Origin of the sequence: Luteibacter sp. UNCMF366Tsu5.1 (assembly GCF_900119235.1) — a bacterium.
GTDB classification, from domain to species: Bacteria; Pseudomonadota; Gammaproteobacteria; order Xanthomonadales; family Rhodanobacteraceae; genus Luteibacter; species Luteibacter flocculans.
Genome location: NZ_FPIS01000001.1, coordinates 331,068 through 350,750 on the forward strand (window position 1 = coordinate 331,068; position 19,683 = coordinate 350,750).

17 protein-coding genes are annotated in these 19,683 nt (G+C 66.5%); 10 read left to right on the forward strand and 7 right to left on the reverse strand.

Annotated elements, in window-relative coordinates; translation table 11 throughout:
• Positions 1-73: 73 nt before the first annotated feature.
• Positions 74-1,048: a thioredoxin family protein gene (locus tag BT115_RS01490; protein ID WP_072320787.1), complete on the reverse strand. Its 975-nt coding sequence runs from the start codon at positions 1,046-1,048 to the stop codon at positions 74-76.
• Between the two features lie 117 nt (positions 1,049-1,165).
• On the opposite strand from BT115_RS01490, the gene BT115_RS01495 reads away from it, so the two are divergent.
• A complete protein-coding gene (locus tag BT115_RS01495) occupies positions 1,166-2,683 on the forward strand; it encodes a fumarate hydratase (RefSeq protein WP_072320788.1) in 1,518 nt (505 codons plus the stop codon).
• A gap of 296 nt (positions 2,684-2,979) precedes the next feature.
• Here the strand turns inward: BT115_RS01495 and BT115_RS01500 are convergent, their stop codons facing one another.
• From BT115_RS01500 to BT115_RS01510, 3 genes are all read right to left on the reverse strand, one after another.
• Complete coding sequence (locus tag BT115_RS01500; RefSeq protein WP_072322182.1) at positions 2,980-4,002, reverse strand: acetate/propionate family kinase; 1,023 nt, start codon at positions 4,000-4,002, stop codon at positions 2,980-2,982.
• A gap of 5 nt (positions 4,003-4,007) precedes the next feature.
• Positions 4,008-6,374: a phosphoketolase family protein gene (locus BT115_RS01505; protein WP_072320789.1), complete on the reverse strand. Its 2,367-nt coding sequence runs from the start codon at positions 6,372-6,374 to the stop codon at positions 4,008-4,010.
• 84 nt (positions 6,375-6,458) lie between these two features.
• The gene (locus BT115_RS01510; protein ID WP_083527231.1) at positions 6,459-7,349 is read right to left on the reverse strand and encodes a restriction endonuclease; all 891 of its coding nucleotides are present in this window, start codon (positions 7,347-7,349) and stop codon (positions 6,459-6,461) included.
• Positions 7,350-7,471: 122 nt separating this feature from the next.
• Between BT115_RS01510 and BT115_RS01515 the strand changes: the two genes are divergently transcribed.
• The gene (locus BT115_RS01515; protein ID WP_177257344.1) at positions 7,472-8,005 is read left to right on the forward strand and encodes a hypothetical protein; all 534 of its coding nucleotides are present in this window, start codon (positions 7,472-7,474) and stop codon (positions 8,003-8,005) included.
• A 30-nt stretch (positions 8,006-8,035) separates the two neighbouring features.
• On the opposite strand, the gene BT115_RS01520 is transcribed toward BT115_RS01515, so the two are convergent.
• Positions 8,036-9,076 (reverse strand): HDOD domain-containing protein, encoded by a 1,041-nt coding sequence (locus tag BT115_RS01520; RefSeq protein ID WP_177257345.1) that lies wholly within the window; start codon positions 9,074-9,076, stop codon positions 8,036-8,038.
• Positions 9,077-9,173: 97 nt separating this feature from the next.
• Between BT115_RS01520 and BT115_RS01525 the strand changes: the two genes are divergently transcribed.
• From BT115_RS01525 to BT115_RS01550, 6 genes are all read left to right on the forward strand, one after another.
• A complete protein-coding gene (locus BT115_RS01525; protein WP_072320792.1) occupies positions 9,174-10,037 on the forward strand; it encodes a pseudouridine synthase in 864 nt (287 codons plus the stop codon).
• Between the two features lie 40 nt (positions 10,038-10,077).
• A complete protein-coding gene (locus tag BT115_RS01530; RefSeq protein WP_072320793.1) occupies positions 10,078-11,502 on the forward strand; it encodes a DHA2 family efflux MFS transporter permease subunit in 1,425 nt (474 codons plus the stop codon).
• 54 nt (positions 11,503-11,556) lie between these two features.
• Positions 11,557-12,615, forward strand: a complete 1,059-nt coding sequence (locus BT115_RS01535; protein WP_072320794.1) for a class I SAM-dependent methyltransferase — start codon at positions 11,557-11,559, stop codon at positions 12,613-12,615.
• Positions 12,612-13,328, forward strand: coding sequence for a pseudouridine synthase (locus BT115_RS01540; RefSeq protein ID WP_072320795.1), 717 nt, complete (start codon positions 12,612-12,614; stop codon positions 13,326-13,328). The genes BT115_RS01535 and BT115_RS01540 overlap by 4 nt, the downstream gene beginning before the upstream one ends.
• An 88-nt stretch (positions 13,329-13,416) precedes the next feature.
• Entirely contained in the window at positions 13,417-13,944 is a 528-nt protein-coding gene (sodC, locus tag BT115_RS01545) for a superoxide dismutase family protein (RefSeq protein ID WP_072320796.1), read from the forward strand.
• Positions 13,945-13,951: 7 nt separating this feature from the next.
• Positions 13,952-14,569: an alpha-ketoglutarate-dependent dioxygenase AlkB family protein gene (locus BT115_RS01550; protein ID WP_072320797.1), complete on the forward strand. Its 618-nt coding sequence runs from the start codon at positions 13,952-13,954 to the stop codon at positions 14,567-14,569.
• Here BT115_RS01550 and BT115_RS01555 read toward each other — a convergent pair.
• Positions 14,566-15,636 (reverse strand): GGDEF domain-containing protein, encoded by a 1,071-nt coding sequence (locus BT115_RS01555; RefSeq protein ID WP_072320798.1) that lies wholly within the window; start codon positions 15,634-15,636, stop codon positions 14,566-14,568. The two genes, BT115_RS01550 and BT115_RS01555, sit on opposite strands and share 4 nt — an antisense overlap.
• A 246-nt stretch (positions 15,637-15,882) precedes the next feature.
• Positions 15,883-16,842 (reverse strand): CorA family divalent cation transporter, encoded by a 960-nt coding sequence (locus BT115_RS01560; RefSeq protein ID WP_177257346.1) that lies wholly within the window; start codon positions 16,840-16,842, stop codon positions 15,883-15,885.
• A gap of 184 nt (positions 16,843-17,026) precedes the next feature.
• On the opposite strand from BT115_RS01560, the gene BT115_RS01565 reads away from it, so the two are divergent.
• Both BT115_RS01565 and BT115_RS01570 read left to right on the forward strand, forming a co-directional pair.
• Positions 17,027-17,317 (forward strand): GNAT family N-acetyltransferase, encoded by a 291-nt coding sequence (locus BT115_RS01565; protein ID WP_072320800.1) that lies wholly within the window; start codon positions 17,027-17,029, stop codon positions 17,315-17,317.
• 87 nt (positions 17,318-17,404) lie between these two features.
• Positions 17,405-19,456: an alpha/beta hydrolase family protein gene (locus tag BT115_RS01570; protein ID WP_072320801.1), complete on the forward strand. Its 2,052-nt coding sequence runs from the start codon at positions 17,405-17,407 to the stop codon at positions 19,454-19,456.
• Positions 19,457-19,683 lie beyond the last annotated feature (227 nt).

Sequence of the window (19,683 nt, forward strand, 5' to 3'; positions counted from 1 at the left end):
TCCCATCGCCAGCAGGCTGGCTCCCACCGGCAAGATTCCCTCGCCGCCATGGCAGCTCCCAGAACAGCCTCGATCAGCCGAAGGTGAACGTGAAGGCGTGGAAGTTCGCCTTGGGGATGCGAATGGTCAGGACGTGGTCCTTGTAGTCGTCGCCGTTGTAGAGCGTGTAGAGCATCGATTTCTGCACGACGACCGGGGCTTGCGGCTTGCCGTCGACGAGCACCTCGACGGTCACCGGGTCGTTGGCGCTGGCGACGATGTGGACCTTCTTCGCCTTGAAGTGCAGGCGGATCTCGCCGGTCGCGCTGATCAGGCTGGCGTTCTGCCGCCCGATCTCCCAGCGGCCGACGAGGGCGAACTGGTTGAGATCCAGGCGCGACGGTGCAGTGAAATCCCGCGTGCCGGTGCGCGCGCCCTCGGGACTCGCGTTGTTCTGGCTGCGGTCGCTGCCGAAGTACATCTCAGGCGAGCCGATCCGGGTGAAGTCGGGCGCGTCGGTATCGGTGGCAGGCGCCTTGTCGTCGGTAAGCGGCGGCAGGCCGAGCAACGTGCGGATGGCGTTTTCCATCTCGAGGTAGTTGCCCTCGCCGAAGTGATGGGCGATCACGTTGCCGCGCTGGTCCACCAGGTATTCCGCCGGCCAGTACTGGTTGTCCCACGCGTCCCAGGTGGCGAGGTCGTTGTCCTGCGCCACGGGATAGTGGATGCCGTAGCGGGCGATCGCGTCGCGGACATTGGCTTCCTGCTTTTCAAAGGGAAACTCGGGCGAGTGCACGCCGACGACCACCAGCCCCTTGTCCTTGTACTGGTCGTACCAGCGGGTGACGTGGGGCAGGGTGCGCAGGCAGTTGATGCACGAGTAGGCCCAGAAATCGATCAGCACCACCTTGCCGCGCAACTGGCGCATGGTCAGGGGCTTGGAATTCTGCCAGGCGGCGATGCCGGCAAACTCGGGGGCCGTCTGCGCGGCGGCGGCCGGGCGGGCCAGGCCCAACGCCGTGGCGGCGAGGACGCAGGCGAGAAGGACGTTGCGGAACGGGTGGCGCATGGAATCTCCAGGGATGACGTTGTGCCGATACAGAGACCGGCCCGACGCCCGGCACCTTACACCGGGCGGGTGCGCTAAAATGTGCGTTTGCCAGCCTCGCGAGCCAGCCGCAGCGCCATGACCTCGATCAAGCAGCAAGACCTCATCACCAGCGTCGCCGACGCGCTTCAGTACATCTCGTACTACCACCCGGTCGATTACATCCGGAACCTGTCCGCGGCGTACGAGCGCGAGGCATCCCCGGCGGCCAAGGACGCCATCGCCCAGATCCTCATCAACTCGCGCATGTGCGCGGAAGGCCACCGGCCGATCTGCCAGGACACCGGCATCGTCACCGTCTTTCTGAAGATCGGCATGAACGTGCGCTGGGACGACGCCACCATGGGCGTCGAGGACATGGTCAACGAGGGCGTGCGTCGCGCCTATAACCATCCCGACAACAAACTGCGCGCCTCGGTGCTGGCAGACCCCGCGGGCAAGCGCATGAACACGCGCGACAACACCCCGGCCGTGGTCAACGTCTCGGTGGTCCCGGGCGACAAGGTCGACGTGATCGTGGCCGCCAAGGGCGGTGGCTCGGAAGCGAAGTCGAAGTTCGCGATGCTCAATCCGTCCGACTCGATCGTCGACTGGGTGCTGAAGACCGTGCCCACGATGGGTGCGGGCTGGTGCCCGCCTGGCATGCTCGGCATCGGCATTGGCGGCACCGCCGAGAAGGCGATGCTGCTGGCGAAGGAAGCGCTGATGGAGCCGATCGACATCGTGGACCTCATCGCGCGCGGCCCGTCCAATCGCGCCGAGGAACTGCGCCTGGAGCTGTACGAGAAGGTCAACGCGCTCGGCATCGGCGCGCAGGGCCTGGGCGGGCTCACGACCGTGCTCGACATCAAGGTCAAGGACTATCCGACCCACGCGGCGAACCTGCCCGTGGCAATGATTCCGAACTGCGCGGCGACTCGCCATGCGCACTTCGTACTCGATGGCTCGGGGCCGGTCGCGCTCGATCCGCCGTCGCTCGACGACTGGCCGAAGCTGACCTACGACGCCTCCAAGGGGCGCCGCGTCGATCTCGACACGATCACCCGCGAAGACGTGCAGAGCTGGAAGCCGGGCGAGACGATCCTGCTCAACGGCAAGCTGCTCACCGGCCGCGACGCCGCGCACAAGCGCATGATCGACATGCTCAACCGCGGCGAAACCCTGCCGGTGGACTTCACCAACCGCTTCATCTACTACGTAGGCCCGGTCGATCCGGTGCGCGACGAAGTGGTGGGTCCGGCCGGTCCGACCACGGCGACGCGCATGGACAAGTTCACCCGGCAGATGCTGGAGACCACCGGCCTGCTCGGCATGGTCGGCAAGTCCGAGCGCGGCCCGACGGCCATTGAGGCGATTCGCGACAACAAGGCCGTGTATCTCATGGCCGTGGGTGGCGCCGCCTATCTGGTTTCCAAGGCGATCAAGGCATCGCGTGTGCTGGCCTTCGAAGACCTCGGCATGGAGGCGATCTACGAGTTCGAGGTCAAGGACATGCCGGTCACGGTCGCGGTGGACAGCGCCGGTACCTCCGTGCACGAGACCGGTCCGAAGGAATGGCGCTCGAAGATCGGCAAGATTCCGGTCGTCGTGGTGTAACGGGCCGCGCTCTGCGCGGATCGCCAGCAGGCTGGCTCCCACCATTGGGAAGGTGAGTCAGCCTGCGGGCTTCCATCCTTGGGAAGGTGAGTCAGCCTGCGGGCTTCCATCCTTGGGAAGGTGAGTCAGCCTGCGGGCTTCCATCCTTGGGAAGGAGAGCCAGCCTGCTGGCTTTCATCCTTGGGAAGGAGAGCCAGCTTGCTGGTTCTTGGCTTGGAAAGGTGAGCGTGCTTGCTGGTTCCCGCCCTTGGGGGGAGAGCCTGCCTGGTGGGGTGGGAGCCAGCCTGCTGGCGATCCTACGAAGCGAGGCGCCAGGTGTGTCTCGCGATCTGTTCGTCCTCTTCGGTCTGCATCACGCGCACCTCGAACGGTTCCATCCAGCCGAGCCCTTCGACGATCGCCTCGCGCGTCACGGCGTCGTTCTCGCCGATGCCGCCGGTGAACACCAGAAGATCGATGCCACCGAGCGACGCCACCATGGCCGCCACGTGCTTGCGTGCCACATGCACGAACACGTCGCGCGCCAGCACGGCCGCTGGATCATCCGACGCATGCAACTGGCGCATGTCGCTGGTGCCTCCGGAGAGGCCCTTCAATCCGGACTCGCGATCGACGAGCAGTTCGAGCCGTCGCGCGTCGTAGCCGCGTTCGCGCATGAGATAGAGCAGCACGCCCGGGTCGAGATCGCCCGGACGCGTGCCCATGACGATGCCACCGGTCGGCGTCAGTCCCATGGTGGTATCCACGGATTTTCCGTCGCGTACCGCGCACAGACTGGCACCGTTGCCCAGATGGGCGACCACGACGCGGGAAGGTATCGCCGCGCCGAGCTGGCGCACGATCGACTCGTACGACAGCCCATGAAATCCGTAGCGTTCGATGCCGCCCTCGCGAAGATCGGCCGGCAACGGCAGGGTACGCGCCACCGCAGGCATCGTGGCGTGGAAAGCCGTGTCGAAACAGGCGACCTGCGGCGCGTCGGGAAACGCAGAGCGCGCACGCTTGACCATGTCGACCGCCGCAGGCACGTGCAATGGCGCAAAGGCCCGGGCGTCTTCGAGATGCGCCATCAGCGCATCGTCGATGCGCGCATGCGCGCGAATCCGAGGTCCGCCATGCACCAGCCGGTGGCCCACCGCATCCGGTGCCGGCAGCCCGCGGGAGGTCAAAGCGTCCACGATCGCGTCAATGGGATCGGCGCCGGCACCCGGCGCCTCCGTTTGATCCGACAGCAGGGGCTTGCACGTGTCGCCCTCGACCCGATAAAGACCGTATTTGAGGGACGACGAGCCCATGTTGAGGGCCAGCACATGCCCCATGCCGCTCACGCGGTGGTCTCCGGCTTCCACTGCCAATCGCGTACGTCCGGAAGATCCTGGCCGTGCTCGCTCACGTACAGCTTGTGCCGCTCGATGTCCGCCCAGTAGCGCTGCTCGGCCTTTGCGCGCTCGCCCGCGAGACGCGGCACGCGGTTGATGACGTCGAGGGCGAGCTGGAAGCGATCCATGTTGTTCAACACCATCATGTCGAGCGCCGTGGTGGTGGTGCCTTCTTCCTTGTAGCCGCGTACGTGGATGTTGCCGTGGTTATGGCGGCGATAGGTGAGCTTGTGGATGAGGCCGGGGTAGCCATGGAAGGCGAAGATCACCGGCTTGTTCTTCGTGAACAGCGCATCGAACTGATCGTCGTCCATGCCGTGCGGGTGTTCGTCGGGTGTCTCCAGCGACATGAGGTCCACCACGTTGACCACGCGGATGCGGAGGTCCGGCACGTACTCGCGCAGCAGCATCACCGCCGCGAGCGTCTCTACCGTCGGGGCATCGCCCGCGCAGGCCATCACGACATCGGGATCGTCGCCGCCGCGGCCTGCCCACTCCCAGATTCCGGCGCCGGCCGTGCAATGACGCACCGCGGTCTCCATGTCGAGCCACTGCCAATCGGGTTGCTTGCCGGCCACGATGACGTTCACGTAATGCCGGCTGCGCAGGCAGTGGTCGCTCACCGATAGCAGACAGTTCGCATCCGGTGGCAGGTAGATGCGCACGATCTCGGACTTCTTGTTCGCCACGTGATCGATGAAGCCGGGATCCTGGTGCGAGAACCCGTTGTGGTCCTGGTGCCACACGTGCGAACTCAGCAGGTAGTTCAGCGAAGCGATCGGCGGACGCCACGACATCTTGCGCGTCACCTTCAACCACTTCGCATGCTGGTTGAACATCGAGTCGATGATGTGGATGAATGCCTCGTAGCACGAGAAGAAGCCGTGTCGGCCAGTGAGCAGATAACCTTCGAGCCACCCCTGGCACTGGTGTTCGCTGAGCATTTCCATCACCCGGCCTGCGGGCGAGAGGTTTTCGTCCACTGCTTCGGTGCTGGCCATCCACGTCTTGCCGCTGGCCTCGTATATCGCTTCGAGGCGGTTCGATGCGTTCTCGTCCGGGCCGAACACGCGGAAGGTCTGCATGTTCTGGCGCATCACCTCGCGCAGGAAGCGTCCCAGTACGCGGGTCGCCTCGGCCTTGTGATCGCCGGGCGTATTCACCTTTTCCGCGAATTCGCGGAAGTCGGGCATGTGCAGCGGCTTCAGCAACAGGCCGCCGTTCGCATGCGGGTTCATGCCCATGCGACGGCGCCCGGTCGGCGCCAGCGAGGCGAACTCTTCGCGGAAGCGACCGCGTTCGTCGAACAGTTCCTCGGGCGCGTAGCTTTTCATCCAGCGCTCCAGGATGGCGACGTGTTCGTCGTTCTCGAACTTCGCGATCGGCACCTGATGCGCACGCCAGGTACCTTCCACCGGCTTGCCGTCCACTTCCTTGGGACCGGTCCAGCCCTTGGGGCTGCGCAGGACGATCATCGGCCAGCGTGGTCGCGTCGCCTCGTCCGCGCTGCCGCTGCGTGCTTCCGTCTGGATGCGCCGGATCTCGTCGAGGCACCGGTCGAGTGCCGTTGCGAAGGCCTGGTGCATCGGCTCGAACTCGTGGCCTTCCACGAAGTGCGGCTCGTAGCCGTATCCGCGCATGAGATCGCGCAGTTCTTCGGGTTCGATGCGTGCCAACACGGTGGGATTGGCGATCTTGAAGCCGTTCAAGTGCAGAATCGGCAACACGGCGCCGTCGCGCGCGGGATTGAGGAACTTGTTCGAGTGCCAGCTCGTGGCGAGCGCCCCCGTTTCCGCTTCGCCGTCGCCGACGACGCAGGCCACGATCAGCTCGGGATTGTCGAAAGCGGCGCCGAAGGCATGCGACAGGGAATACCCGAGTTCGCCGCCTTCATGGATGGATCCGGGCGTTTCCGGCGCGACGTGGCTCGGAATGCCATACGGCCAGGAGAACTGACGGAACAGCTCGCGCATGCCTGCCGCGCTGCGGTCGATGTGCGGGTAGACCTCGGTGTACGAGCCTTCCAGATAGGTATGCGCGACGAGGCCGGGGCCGCCATGGCCGGGGCCGATGACGTAGATCATGTCCAGGTCGCGTTCGACGATGGCCCGGTTCAAATGGGTGTAGATGAAGTTGAGGCCGGTGGTCGTGCCCCAGTGACCGAGCAGGCGATGCTTGATGTGTTCCTTGCGCAGCGGCTCGCTGAGCAGGGGATTGTCGCGCAGGTAGATCTGCCCGACGGAAAGGTAATTGGCGGCGCGCCAGTAGGCGTGCATGCGGCGCAGAAGGTCGGGCGAGAGCGTCTCGGTCATGGGGACTTCCAGGCGACGGGGCTCCCGACAGTCTAGGCGTTCCCAGATTCCTGTCTCGTGAAAGAATGACGCACCCGCTTGGCCTTACTTGGCCTCGCCCACTTCGCGCGTGTTGCGCTCCATGACCTTCATCGCGTCTTCCGACTGCTTGTGTGCGTCCTGTGCGGCCGCTCGGGCCGCTTCGCGCAGGCGCGCTCGCTCGGCCAGTTCACGGGCGACGCGGTCGCTGGACTGCGCTGCGGTCGACGTCGCGGTGGGCGGTGGCAGCGTCGCTGCGGGCGGGGCAGGTACGTTGGCAGGGGCAGTGACAGGTGCGGACGCTGCCGGGGCGGCATCGGCGGACGGCGGCGGAACCACGGGCACGCGACGCGCATTCATCGCGCGCCAGACGAAGATGCCCAGCAATGCCAGGATGACGACGACCAGCATGATCGGGACGAGGCGCGACATGTCGCCGTCGGACGCACGGCGCACGCGCCTGCTCTTGGCCACCGCACTTGCAGGCAACGTCACGCCTTGAACGGACGTGTCGAGGTGATCGGGCAACCGGAGCATCACGCGCAACACGTCTGCATCGACCAATTGCATGCGCGGTTGGCGTCGCGCCACGGCGCGGGCCTCTGCGCTGAAACGCCCGCGCGTCACGAGCACACCGCGCGTGGCGGCCTCGTTGAGCATGGTGCTGAGCAATTCGTTGACGTCGACCAACTGTACTTCGGCGGCATCCCAGTGCTTGCACTGGACGATGACGACCTCGCTGCCGCGATGCAGACGCAGATCGAACCCGCCGCCGAGTTGCTTCAGCGACGTGGGGGGCGTGTGGTACTCCACGCGCCAGCCCTGCTCACGATAGTGTTCGGCGAGCAGGTGCTCGAAGTCGTGCCAGCTCAGCCGGGCCAGTGCATCCGTGCCCGCTGATGGCGTCTGTCGCGCCGAAAACATCAGTCCTAGGTACCTGCCAAGGTAAAAACGCATGATAACCGCTCCGCGCCGTCGAGCCGAGCCGGCACGGTGTCCCGTTCACCTTCATGACGATTGCCGCGTGGCCGGCCTGCCGCTACATTGGGCGATTGCTTCGGGGGAACAGGGTCGTGCAGGTGATCAAGAAGGTAGGTGCCGCGCTGGCGGTAGCGATGCTGTCGGGATGCGGTGGCAAGACGATGATGGTGAGCGACATGAGCGGCATGGTAGCGGCCAGTCCGGCCTCGCCATGGCTTACGGTGCAGGGCGCGGGGCAGACCGTCGTCACGCTGACCGGGCTCGACACGAAGACGAAGGTGCAGGTGGCGCCCGATCTGGATGCCGTGGTTCAGGCGCAGGTGCGCAGCGCGTTGCAGCCGAAGTATTTCACCGACCTGATCATCAACTGCCGTAGCCTGGAAGTGGGTGTTGCCGCGAAGACCGACGACGACGCGGCGACCACCAACGCCAACCTCGACCTCTCGGTGAGCTGCCGCATCGTCGCGCGCGGGCTCGTCGTTTCGAAGGGGTATCGCGTGCGCCAGTCGTCGCCCATCGATCCGGCGGCACCGCACTTCGATACCTTGCTGCCTGCCTTGATCCGGGGCGCTTCGAACCAGCTCGCCGACCAGTTGTGGACCGACGTGGTCGCGACGGGCGTCAAGCGCTGAACTACACGGCCCGTCGCTGACGCGGCGGGCTCAAGCGTCGGCCGTGGCGCGGGCGCGCAGGTCATCGCGGCAAGCGAGCAGCCGCTCCTGACTGAACCCCTGGGGCGGCGTCGCAAGCAGCACGGCGTCAGCATCGACCGTGCCGCGCTCCACCATCACGTCCAGCATCGCCAGGCGGCTCGAGGCCAGCAGGGCGCGGCCGAGCGGTGTGCGTGCCCCGGCATCGGCCGGATCGGCACGTTCCGCGAGCGCCTGGACGACGCGCGACGGGAAGCTCCAATGGCGGGCCGCGTGCAAGGACAGGCGTTCGACCTGCTGCCCCAGTGCCGCGACGAACGGTGCGCTGTAGTCGGGGGTGTCGGGCAAGCCGGTACGCAGCACCTCGCGCAGGATCGCCTGGGCGCCCGTCTGGCTGGCGAGGCCCGCAAGAAACGCCTCGAACGAATCGCACACGCCCTGACTGAGGAAGATGCAGGCATGGGCGCAGCGCTCGGCATGCTCCCAGAGCCGCTCGCCGGCTTGGCGCGTGAGTTCGTTCTCGTCGGCGCGCAGGATCGGGCGCATCACCATCTGCATGACCACGCGACGCAGGCCATCGTGGCCAAGCAGGGTGATCGCCTGCGGCAGGCCGGAGACGGGGCGGGCGGCGCTGAGGTAGGCGCTGTTCGCGGCACGGATGACTTCGCCGACCAGCACGGTGTCGCGGGCGATCTGTTCGGCGAGCGTACGGCTGTCGACATCGTCGCTGCGCAGCGAGCGCATGAGCTGCGGCACCACGGCGGGCAAGCGGGGCAGGGAACCGACGTCGAAACGTTCGCCACCGAAGGCGTCGCGCACGCGGCGCAGCGTGGCCTGCTCGGCCGGTGACAGACCGCCCTCGCGTGACGGACCGAAGCCGAAGACGAGCCGGTAGAAGCGGTCCTCGACCTCGTCCGGATCGAGTGCGCCGGCCGGAGGCGCGGCGGTCGGCTCAATGGATGCCACAGGCATGGAAAGCGGCGGGCGCTCGCGCTCGTTGCGCGTGTTCGAGCCGGTGGCACCGAACCACTTCCTGAAGAACCGGCCAATCACGAGAGACGCTCCCGTCGGGGATGGAGACGATGGGCAAAGTATATGCCGCGGCGGGACGCCGGACATCAGCCGTCCGGCCATCTCCTACAATGCGCGCATGGACCTGCAGCCACTCTCGAGCCGTGTCGTGCTGCCGCCTGGCGGCTGGGCCAGTGTGCTCGATTTCCTCTGCGAGCGGTTTCCCGCCGTCGGCCGCGATGCATGGCTCGATCGTATGGCTCGCGGTGTCGTCCGCGTGGACGGCGCGCCCGCGTCGCGCCTGGCGCCCTATCGGCCGGGTGCCGTGGTGACCTATCGCCGCGAAGTGGCGGACGAGCCGCGGATACCTTTCGAGGAGCGCATCGTTCACCTCGACGACGACCTCGTGGTGGCGGACAAACCGCACTTTCTCCCGGTGATGCCGGCGGGGCGTCACGTGGAGGAAACGCTGCTGATGCGGCTGGTGCGCCGGCTCGGCAACCCCGATCTGGTGGCGCTGCATCGCTTGGATCGGGGCACGGCGGGGCTGGTGATGTTCTCGGCGCGACCGTCCAGTCGAGACGCCTATACACGCCTGTTCCGCGAGCGAGAGATCGCCAAGACCTACGAGGCCCTGGCACCGCCGCTGCCAGGCGTCGCGTTTCCGCTGCTGCGCGAGAGCCGCATCGTCAAGGGTGAGCCGTTCTTCCGCATGAGCGAAGCCGCGGGGCCGGCGAACGCGATCACGCGGATCGACGTGCTCGAACGTGGCGAGCGTTACTGGCGCTATCGGCTGGAACCCGTCACCGGTCGCAAGCACCAGTTGCGCGTGCACATGGCAGCGCTCGGTGCGCCTATCCTCGGCGATACCGTCTATCCCGCACTGCGTGCGGACCCTGGCGGGTTTGCCGATCCCCTGCGCCTGCTTGCCCGTGCGCTGCGCTTTGTCGATCCGCTGACCGGGCAGGATCGCCACTTTTGCAGCGAGCGCGAGCTGGGGTGAGCGGCCCGAACTCGACCTTTACAGGCGCGGAGCGCAAACTATGCGCCTCGCCGCCGCCCATCCCCGGATGACTCCCGCCCCTGGTTTCCGCACCGTTGCCCTGATCATCGCGAGCGCGATGTTCATGGAACAACTGGATGGCACCATCCTCGCCACCGCGTTGCCGGCGATGGCCGAATCGTTCGGGGTGTCGCCGCTGCACATGAGCGTGGCGCTCACGTCCTACATGCTGAGCCTGGCGGTCTTCATTCCCGCCAGCGGGGCGATCGCGGATCGCTACGGGTCTCGCAACGTCTTCCGCGCCGCCATCGCCTTGTTCACGCTGGGCTCGATCCTCTGCGGCGTCTCCGGCAACCTGCCGCTGCTGGTGCTTTCGCGTCTCCTGCAAGGCATCGGCGGCGCCATGATGGTGCCGGTGGGTCGGCTCGTACTGCTGCGTTCCGTGCCCAAGTCAGAACTCGTGTCCGCGATGTCCTGGCTGCTCGTGCCGGCGTTGATCGGCCCGGTGGTCGGGCCGCCGCTGGGAGGCTTCATCGTCACCTGGGTGTCCTGGCGCTGGATCTTCTACATCAACGTACCGATCGGCGTGGCCGGCATCTGGCTGGCCTCGAAATACATCCCCGATGTGCGACTGCCCGACAAGGTGCGCTTCGACACGCTCGGCTTCGTGCTCTCCGGCGTGTCGCTGTCCTGCCTCGTGTTCGGCCTGGAAATGGTCAGCCATGGCGCGAGCTCGGTTGCCGGTTCCACGGTGCTGATCGTCGTCGGCCTGGTGGTTGGCGCGCTGTACGTCGCGCACGCACGCCGCGTGGAGCATCCGATTCTCGATCTCTCGCTGATGCGCTTCACCACGTTCCGGCTATCGGTGATTGCGGGTTCGCTCACCCGCATCACGGCGGGGGCCATGCCGTTTCTGCTGCCGCTGATGATGCAGTTGGGCTTCGGCCTGTCGGCAGCGCACAGCGGCGTCGTCACGTTCGTGTCCGCACTCGGCGCCATGCTGATGAAGGCCACGGCGGCACCGGTGCTGCGCCTGTGGGGCTTTCGCGCCACGCTGGTGTGGAACGGCGTGCTGTCGATGCTGTGCGTAGCGTTGTGTGCGGCGTTCCGCCCCGACTGGCCGTTGTGGACCATCTACACCGTGCTGTTGCTGAGCGGCTTTTTCCAGTCGCTCCAATTCAGTGCGTACAACACCGTGGCCTATGCCGACGTACCCAGCGAGCGCTTCTCCAGCGCCACGAGCTTCTACACCACCTTCCAGCAATTGATGCTCTCGCTGGGCATCTGTGTCGCTGCCGCCGCACTGCATGCCTCGGTGTCCTGGCACGGCCGCGAACATGCGCAGTTGCCGGATTTCAGTGCGGCCTTTCTCGTCGTGACCCTGATCTCGCTGATCGCGGCGCCCGTATGTGCCCGCCTGCCGCGCAACGCCGGCGCGGAAATGAGCGGGCATCGGGCGCGCTGAGAGTCGGTGGGCTAGAATCCGCGGTTCCCTGTCGCCTGTTCGAGGTCCACCGCATTGTCTGCCGGTACCGCTTCCGACGCCGCGCTCGATGCGCTGTTCGTGCCGTTCTCCACGGGCGAACTGACTCTCCCGGCCGACGAGAGCCTGCTGTTCCTGCGCGCGCGCGACGGCTTCCCTTTGCGCGAGCGCAAGCGTGCCGGCTGGCTGATGCAGCAATCGTTCAAGCCGGCGGCAGATGCACTCGCCGCGTCGGGCTTTCAGGTCACAGCGGATATCCCCGAGCGTCGCTTCCGCGTGGTGCTGGTGCTGCCGACGCGGCAACGCGAGGAATCGCGTGCCTTGTTCGCACAAGCCATGGCGCACGTGGGCGAGGGCGGCATCGTGGTCGCCAGCGTCGCGAATACCGAAGGTGCGAAGACCGCGGAAGCGGATCTCGCGCAGCTTGCCGGGCACGTCACGACACTCTCCAAGCACAAGTGCCGCGTGTTCTGGACCCGGCCGGGCGCCGTCGCCGATGCCTTGCTGCAGGCGGCGTGGCTCACCCTCGACGAACCCTTGCCGGTGGCCGAGGGACGCTTCGTCAGCCGCCGCGGCCTGTTTGCCTGGGACCGGATCGATACGGCGTCCGCGTTGCTGGTCGGCGTGTTGCCCAACGACCTCCGCGGTCGCGTCGCGGACCTTGGCGCCGGCTTCGGCTACCTTGCCTGTACGGCCATCGAGCGCTGCGCAGGCATCACGTCCGTGGACCTCTACGAAGCCGAAGCGCGCGCTCTGGAACCGGCACGACGCAATCTCGCGGATGCCGTCACGCGCGCCGGCCGCGCCGTTGCTACGCACGTGCGCTGGCACGACGTGACCCACGGCATCGACCAAGGCTACGACGTCATCGTCAGCAACCCGCCGTTCCACCAGGGCCGGGCGGACGATCCCACGCTGGGTCGTGCTTTCATCGCCGCGGCCGCGCGCGGGCTTGCCACGCAGGGTTCGTTCTGGATGGTCGCCAATCGCCACCTTGCCTACGAGGCCACGTTGGACGCCTGTTTCGCGAGCGTCCGCACGGTGGTCGAGCAGGGCGGCTTCAAGGTCTTCGAAGCAAGGAATCCCCGCCGATGAAACTCGTGCGCCTGTTGGCGAATCTTGGCTACGGTAGCCGCAAGCAGGTCGCGGCCATGTTCCGCGAGGGCCTCGTGACGGATGCCTCCGGCGAGGTGCTCTACGCCGACGACAAGGTCGATCATGCCGAGATACGTTTCGAGGGCGAGCCGCTCGATCCGCCGCAGGGCATGCTGCTGATGTTGCATAAGCCGGTCGGCTACACCTGCTCGCGCAAGGACGTCGGTCGCCTTGTCTACGACCTGCTGCCGCCGCGGTTCGCGTTGCGCAATCCGGTGCTTTCCACGGTCGGTCGGCTGGATCGCGACACCTCGGGGCTGCTCCTGTTCACCGACGACGGGCAGTTGCTGCATCGGATCATCTCGCCCAAGGCAGCGTTGGCGAAGGTCTACGAGGCCACGCTGGCCGAGGATCTGCGCGGCGATGAGGGCGATCAATTCGCCTCGGGCACGTTGATGCTCGAAGGCGAGACCGACCCGCTCGAACCGGCAACGTTGGAGGTGCTGGCACCGCGCCGTGCGCGCCTGACATTGACTGAAGGTCGCTACCACCAGGCGCGCCGCATGTTCGCCGCCGTGGGCAATCACGTGGTGACGCTGGAGCGCGTCGCGCTTGGCGGACTCACGCTCGAAGGCCTGCCGTCGGGCGAATGGCGCTTGCTGGACGCCTCCGACGTCGCTCGTCTCTTCGGCACGGTCGCTTCTGCCGAGTGAAGCCGGCGCCTCGGGCATGGGGCTCTGGACGCTTCCTGCACGGCGGGTGCAGTATCGAAAGGTTCCCTCGACCCAAGGAGTGCGCACGATGAAACATCTCGCCCTGGCCGTGGCCGGTCTTCTCGGCTGCGCGGCCGCGCAGGCCGCCGATAAGAGCGTGACGGTACCCATGCATCTCGTAACGGCTGACGGTACGGGTGCATCCGTCGGCAAGGTCACCGTGACGGAAACCGCGGGCGGCCTCGTCTTCACCCCCGAACTGAAGGGCTTGCCGCCGGGCGAGCACGGCTTCCACCTGCACGAGAAACCCAGTTGCGATCCGGGTGAGAAGGACGGCAAGAAGGGTGCGGCGCTCGCTGCCGGCGGTCATTACGACCCGGGTCGCACCGGCAAGCACGAAGGGCCCGATGCGTCCGGCCACGAAGGCGATCTGCCGAAGATCACGGTCGCTGCCGACGGCACCGATACGACCGCCGTCACGGCACCGCGCCTGAAGTCGCTCGCCACGCTCAAGGGCCACGCGCTCATGATTCACGCTGGCGGCGACAACTACGCCGACGAGCCTCAGCCGCTGGGCGGCGGCGGGGCGCGGATCGCCTGCGGCATAGTCAAGTAAGGAACCGATGTCTCAGGGCGGCTTGTTCGCTTCCGAACCGCTCGTGCTCGTCGATGACGAACACGGGCGGTTCGTCTATATGCCGGGCGCTGTGGCGACCGAACGTGCGAACGCCTGGTTTGCCAGTCTGCTCGCGGAGATCCCGTGGGAGGCTCAGCGTCGCGCCATGTACGGCCGCGACGTGGACGTGCCGCGGCTTACCCAGCACTACGCGCTCGACGATCCGTCGCTGCCGCGTGTGCTCGGCGAGGCGGGGCGCGTGGTCGTCGACGTCACGGGTATCGCGTTCACCACCGTCGGCCTCAATCTGTATCGGGACGGCCGGGACAGCGTCGCGCCGCACAACGACCATCTGGACGAGCTGACCGAAGGCGCGCCGATCGCGCTGCTGTCGCTTGGCGCGACGCGGCGCATGACGCTGCGCGAGCGCGGCGGCAGGAAGCGCAACTTCGATATCGACCTCGAGGCTGGCAGCGTGCTCACGATGAGCTACGCCACGCAGCATCACTACGACCACGGCATACCGAAAGTGCGCACCGAGGTCGGGGCGAGAATCAGCCTGGCGTTCCGGGTGCGCCCCGCAGGGAAGGCGCCCGGCCGGCGTTACGCGCCCCAAGCCCGTTAGAACAGGTCGATGCTGCCCAGGGCGACCGGGGCGAGTTCGCCGCGTGCAGAAAGCGCCTCGTACCCGTGCACGCTGTTGCGGCCGTTCTGCTTGGCGAAGTAGAGCGCCTTGTCCGCGCGATCGAGCACGATCTCGGGATAGTCGTTCTCGCTGATCCTCGCGTAGCCGATGCTGACGGTCACGTGGTCCACCTGCGGGAACGCGTGTTCCGCAACGAGCTGGCGGAAGCGATCGAGCACGGCCCTCGCCGCACTTTCGTCCGGCGCCGCCAGCAGAATCACGAACTCCTCGCCGCCGAAGCGGAACAGCACATCGCCCTGGCGGAAGCTCGCGCGCATCTGCTGGGCGAGCATGAGGATCACCTCGTCACCGTAGACGTGGCCGTAGGTGTCGTTGATCCGCTTGAAATGGTCGATGTCGAGGATGGCGAGAAACAGCTGCGCCTGGGTCTCGGGGGCATGCCGCTGTTCGGCGCGTCCCGGGGCGGGCCGGCTGCGCTGGCGGTGCAGCTTGAGCAGCCGCTGCAGTCGCTGTTCGAAACTCCGGCGGTTGTACAGGCCGGTGAGCTTGTCGCGCTCGCTTTCGTTGAGCAGGGCGATGTAGTTGCCATAGATGCGCGCGAAACCTTCGACCATCGAGCGCACTTCGTCGAGCGGTTCCTCGGCCTCGAGCATCAGGGCGCCGATGGCTGCGTGCTCGCGCTGGATCGGAATCACCAGGCGATTGACGCCGTGCTCCGTGACGTCGCTGATCGCCTCGGAGGTTTCCAGTGCGCAGACGATGGTGTCGATCGCATCGCCGTCTCGGTCGGGATCGACGGCCTCCACGACGAAGCCGCCCTCGGGACCGGGCTTGCGCGAGCAGACGACAATGGAGTCCACCGGATGCGAGGGGTCTTCTCCGCACTTGCACAGGGTGACGCTGTTGACGGCCACCAACTCGGCCAGCGACAGCACCATGCTGTGGTCCAGCGCGTCGATATCGCGGTGGTGGGTGAATTCCGCCACGGACGCGAGCAGACGCGACTCGGGCAGGACGCCGGCAAGAGCGTGCCAGGCGGCTTTCATGGCCGCAATTTCCGAGCGACCCATCGATCGCTATATGCACGCATGGCTGGCACCGACGACTCCTCCCCCGAGCGGGGCACGCAGGGCGCCCCTTTAGTCTTGATTACCGCGGGCCGACCGACCCGTTGGGGTGAGTGACGGCAGGTTGGCCGATAACTTTAGCGTATGAAGGCCTTGGATGTATCAAAAGGTGAATCAGCGCACGTTTTCTGGCCTTCACAATAATGAAAGGCTGAGGTAGGCCGGTCAGTCGCCATCGAGCCAGCCCCTCCATTTGAAGAACAGCACCGGCAACACAATGCTGATCAGGATGGCGGCGAGGGCGATGGCATAACCGTGCGGCCAGGTCAGTTCGGGCATGTCCTTGAAATTCATGCCCCAGATGCCGGCGAGGATCACCGGGGGGATCGTCGCGACCGAAGTCACCGTCAGCACCTTCATGACATGGTTCTGGTCCGTGCTGATGAAGCCAAGGCTCGCGTCGAGCAGGAACTGCAGCTTGTTGGTGAGCTGGTCGTCGAACTCGTCCAACGTGCGCAGATCGTGCTCTACCACGCGCAGGCGCACGGCGACGTCATCGGACATCCAGTCCGGCTGCTTGGCGCGAAGGAAGGACACGATCCGCTGCACGCCGAGCATCGACGAGCGATTGCGCGCCTGCTCGCCTTCGAGCCGCCCCACTTCGAGCATGCAGTTGCGCAGGGCCGGCGTGCCGAGGCGTTCGGGCGTAAAGATGCGATCCGACAGCTTCTTGAGGTCGGCCGAGACGTCTTCCATGCGCTTCGCGGCGACATTCACGACCGCTTCGATCAACGTGGCGAGCGCATCGGCGCTGGATTCCCAGCGATGTTCGGCGCAACTGTCGTTGGCGAGTTGGAAGGCGGGCGAATCCGCAAAGCGCAAGGTCAGCAGTATGTGGTTCGTCACCACGATGCCGACCGGCGTCGGTTGGTGGGCGCGGGTCGTGTCGGCGAAGTAGGGAATCGAGAGATACATCGCATCGTCGTCGGTGCGGATGCGGCTCGACAGCGCCAGACTCGTCAGGTCGCTGCGCTCGGGCACGCGCAGGCCGGTGCTCTCACCAGCACAGCGGCGTTCGTCTTCGGTGGGATCCAGCAGGTCTATCCAGAGGGGCGCATCCGGCTTGCCCATGCCCGGTGTCCATTGGGTCGGATGGGGCTTACCGTGTTCGTGGATGATCAGCACGTGCGGAGTGTCCTTGGGCGGCGGAAAGTACCGCCACGGCCGGCGGCGCGGGCAGTGTACGCTTCCGTTGTCGCCGGCACGTGCAGGGTGTCGCGCCATCTTGGTGGTGCATGCGCAAGAACTCGCGCATGCTTGCAAGCGACGTATCCGTCAGGCCCCCACTCACTTCCTTCGGAGAACACGCATGAGCGACAACGCCAAGCCGCTGGACATCGTCCACGACAGCAAGAACGAAGTCTTCCAGGTCGTCGTGGACGGCCACACCTGCGAGCTGGCCTACCAGCTTCGCGGCAACGTGATGACGATTACCCATACCGGTGTGCCGTCGCCCGTCGGCGGTCGTGGCATTGCGAACCTGCTCACTCGCTTCGCCGTGCAGGCTGCCGAGGCCCGGGGCTGGAAGATCGTGCCGGCGTGTTCGTATGCGAAGGTCTGGTTCGAGCGCAACCCGGAATACGGTCACCTGCTGGCCTGATCGCCCGGACCCGCACGCGGCGCGCGCCTACACAGAGTGTTCATGTGCGTGTAAGGTTTTGCCTTTCCCACGCTCACAAGGCCAACCATGCGTACGAAGTGGATCGCCGCCGCCATCGCGCTCGCTTGCGCGGGCGCTGCCCATGCCGACACCTCGAAGTCGGCGGACGATCCGCGCATCGCCGCGATCCTCGATGCGCTCGGCAAGGTTCGCACCATCGAATCCGTGTCGCTGTCGCCCGACGCGCGGCATCTTGCCTGGACGGTGAAGACCGCCGGCAAGACCGTGCTCGAAGTCGCCGATGCCGACGGCCGCAATGCTCATCGGGTCACGGCGACGAAGGGATGCAGCGAGACGTCGGCCCTGTGGGCACCCGACTCCCGGCACCTGGCTTTCCTTTCCGACTGCGCGGGCAAGGCGTCCGGCGTGGACGAGGGCAAGCAGGACGACGTCAACGTGGTGGACATCACCACGAAGGCCGCGCCGCGACGGATCACGCACCTCAAGGGCTACGTGGACGGACTGGCGTGGCGGCCGGATGGCAAGGCACTCGGGTTTCTCTATGTGCCCAACGCCACGCGTCGAGCGAGCGCGACGGCAGCGGCCAAGCCGCAGCTTGGCGAGATCGGCGTCGAGGGCATCGAGGTGCAGCAGGTCGCCACGGTAGGGCTCGAAGGCGGCGAAGTGCGAACGCTGACGCCGGCCGGGCTACACGTCTACGAATTCAGCTTCTCCAACGACGGTGGGCGCATCGCCTATGTGGCGGCCGAGCCGCCGGGCGACAACAACTGGTGGGTGGCAAAGCTCTACGTGCAGGCCGTCACCCCGGGCGCCAAGCCCACGACCGTCGTCGACACCGCGACGCTGTCGGGTCCGCTGAAGGATCTGCAGGTCGCGGTGCCGCGTTTCTCGCCGGACGGCTCGCGGATCGCCTTCATCGGCGGCCTCATGAGCGACCAGGGATCGACGGGCGGCGATATCTGGACCGTTCCCGCGGCGGGCGGTGCCGCCCCCGTGGACGTCACGCCCGGCATCACGACCACGCCGGCGTGGCTTGACTGGGCCGCATCGGATCGTCTCATCGTCGGCGAACACGCCGCGGGCGCGAGTCGCGTGTCGAGCTATGCATTGCCCGCGAACGGTCCGGCCACGGCGCAGACCCTGTTCGAGGTGCCGATGACGATCGGCGACGGTCGCCTGTCGATGTCGCTCTCCCTCAGCGGCGACGCCGCCAAAGCGGCCTTCGTGGCGAGTTCGTTCGACAAGGCCGCGGAGGTGACGGTAGCCGACCTGGACGGCAAGACCTCGCCGAACGCCGTCACCACCTTCAATGCCGTGCTGAAGCCCTCCTGGGGCAAGGCCGAATCCATTGCCTGGAAGAACGAAGGCCACGACGTCCAGGGCTGGCTGCTCTACCCGGCGAACTACGACCCGGCCAAGCGCTACGGCATGATCGTCTCGATCCACGGTGGTCCTGCCGCGGCGGTTACGCCGCGCTGGCCCGGCGTGGGCTACGGCGGCGCGCCGCTTTCCGCGCTGGGCTATTTCGTCTTCATGCCCAACCCGCGCGGCAGCTACGGGCAGGGCGAGGCCTTCGTCCAGGCCAACCGCAAGGACTTCGGCTATGGCGACCTCCGGGACGTGCTGGCGGGCGTGGACGCCATCGAGAAGACCCATCCCGTGGACGATCAGCGACTTGGCCTGACCGGCTGGAGCTACGGCGGCTTCATGACGATGTTCGGCGTGACCCAGACCACGCGATTCCGCGCAGCGGTGGCCGGCGCGGGTATCTCGAACTGGCAGAGCTACTACGGCCAGAACCTGATCGACCAGTGGATGAAGCCGTACTTCGGCGCCTCGGTCTATGACGACCCCGGCGTCTATGCCAAGAGCTCTGCGATCTCGTTCATCAAACAGGTGAAGACGCCCACCCTGATCGTGGTCGGCGAGCGGGACGCCGAGACGCCGGCTCCGCAGTCGTTCGAATTCTGGCATGCGCTGCGGGCCCAGGGCGTGCCGACTTCCTTGGTGGTCTACCCCGGGGAAGGGCACGGATTTGCCCGCGACGCCAGCCGGCGTGATGTCCTGGCGCGGGCACTGGCCTGGTTCGACCGCTACCTCGGCGCACCGGGCCACTGACGGCGACGGCCCGGTCGCGGGCCGTCGCGGAGATTGCGTTTTTTCGCCGAGGCAGCATCATGCGAGGAGGACCGGCGACCGGGCGCGTGCCTGGGAGCCGATGGAAACATTAAAGTCAGGGGCTGTGGTGGCCGATAACGCAAGGGATAAGTGGCATCGCGCCCCGGCCTTCCCCCGGTCCGGTGGCGCCACCCTTGAGCATGTCGCCAGATTCGCAGGCCGGAGCG

What these genes read in the sequence shown, in the direction of transcription:
- BT115_RS01570 (WP_072320801.1), top strand. Translation starts at nt 17,405, where the DNA reads ATGCGTACGAAGTGGATCGCCGCCGCCATCGCGCTCGCTTGCGCGGGC.
- BT115_RS01495 (WP_072320788.1), top strand. Translation starts at nt 1,166, where the DNA reads ATGACCTCGATCAAGCAGCAAGACCTCATCACCAGCGTCGCCGACGCG.
- sodC (WP_072320796.1), top strand. Translation starts at nt 13,417, where the DNA reads ATGAAACATCTCGCCCTGGCCGTGGCCGGTCTTCTCGGCTGCGCGGCC.
- BT115_RS01550 (WP_072320797.1), top strand. Translation starts at nt 13,952, where the DNA reads ATGTCTCAGGGCGGCTTGTTCGCTTCCGAACCGCTCGTGCTCGTCGAT.
- BT115_RS01490 (WP_072320787.1), bottom strand. Translation starts at nt 1,048, where the DNA reads ATGCGCCACCCGTTCCGCAACGTCCTTCTCGCCTGCGTCCTCGCCGCC.
- BT115_RS01530 (WP_072320793.1), top strand. Translation starts at nt 10,078, where the DNA reads ATGCGCCTCGCCGCCGCCCATCCCCGGATGACTCCCGCCCCTGGTTTC.
- BT115_RS01500 (WP_072322182.1), bottom strand. Translation starts at nt 4,002, where the DNA reads ATGGGGCATGTGCTGGCCCTCAACATGGGCTCGTCGTCCCTCAAATAC.
- BT115_RS01565 (WP_072320800.1), top strand. Translation starts at nt 17,027, where the DNA reads ATGAGCGACAACGCCAAGCCGCTGGACATCGTCCACGACAGCAAGAAC.
- BT115_RS01505 (WP_072320789.1), bottom strand. Translation starts at nt 6,374, where the DNA reads ATGACCGAGACGCTCTCGCCCGACCTTCTGCGCCGCATGCACGCCTAC.
- BT115_RS01555 (WP_072320798.1), bottom strand. Translation starts at nt 15,636, where the DNA reads ATGAAAGCCGCCTGGCACGCTCTTGCCGGCGTCCTGCCCGAGTCGCGT.
- BT115_RS01540 (WP_072320795.1), top strand. Translation starts at nt 12,612, where the DNA reads ATGAAACTCGTGCGCCTGTTGGCGAATCTTGGCTACGGTAGCCGCAAG.
- BT115_RS01525 (WP_072320792.1), top strand. Translation starts at nt 9,174, where the DNA reads ATGGACCTGCAGCCACTCTCGAGCCGTGTCGTGCTGCCGCCTGGCGGC.
- BT115_RS01510 (WP_083527231.1), bottom strand. Translation starts at nt 7,349, where the DNA reads ATGCGTTTTTACCTTGGCAGGTACCTAGGACTGATGTTTTCGGCGCGA.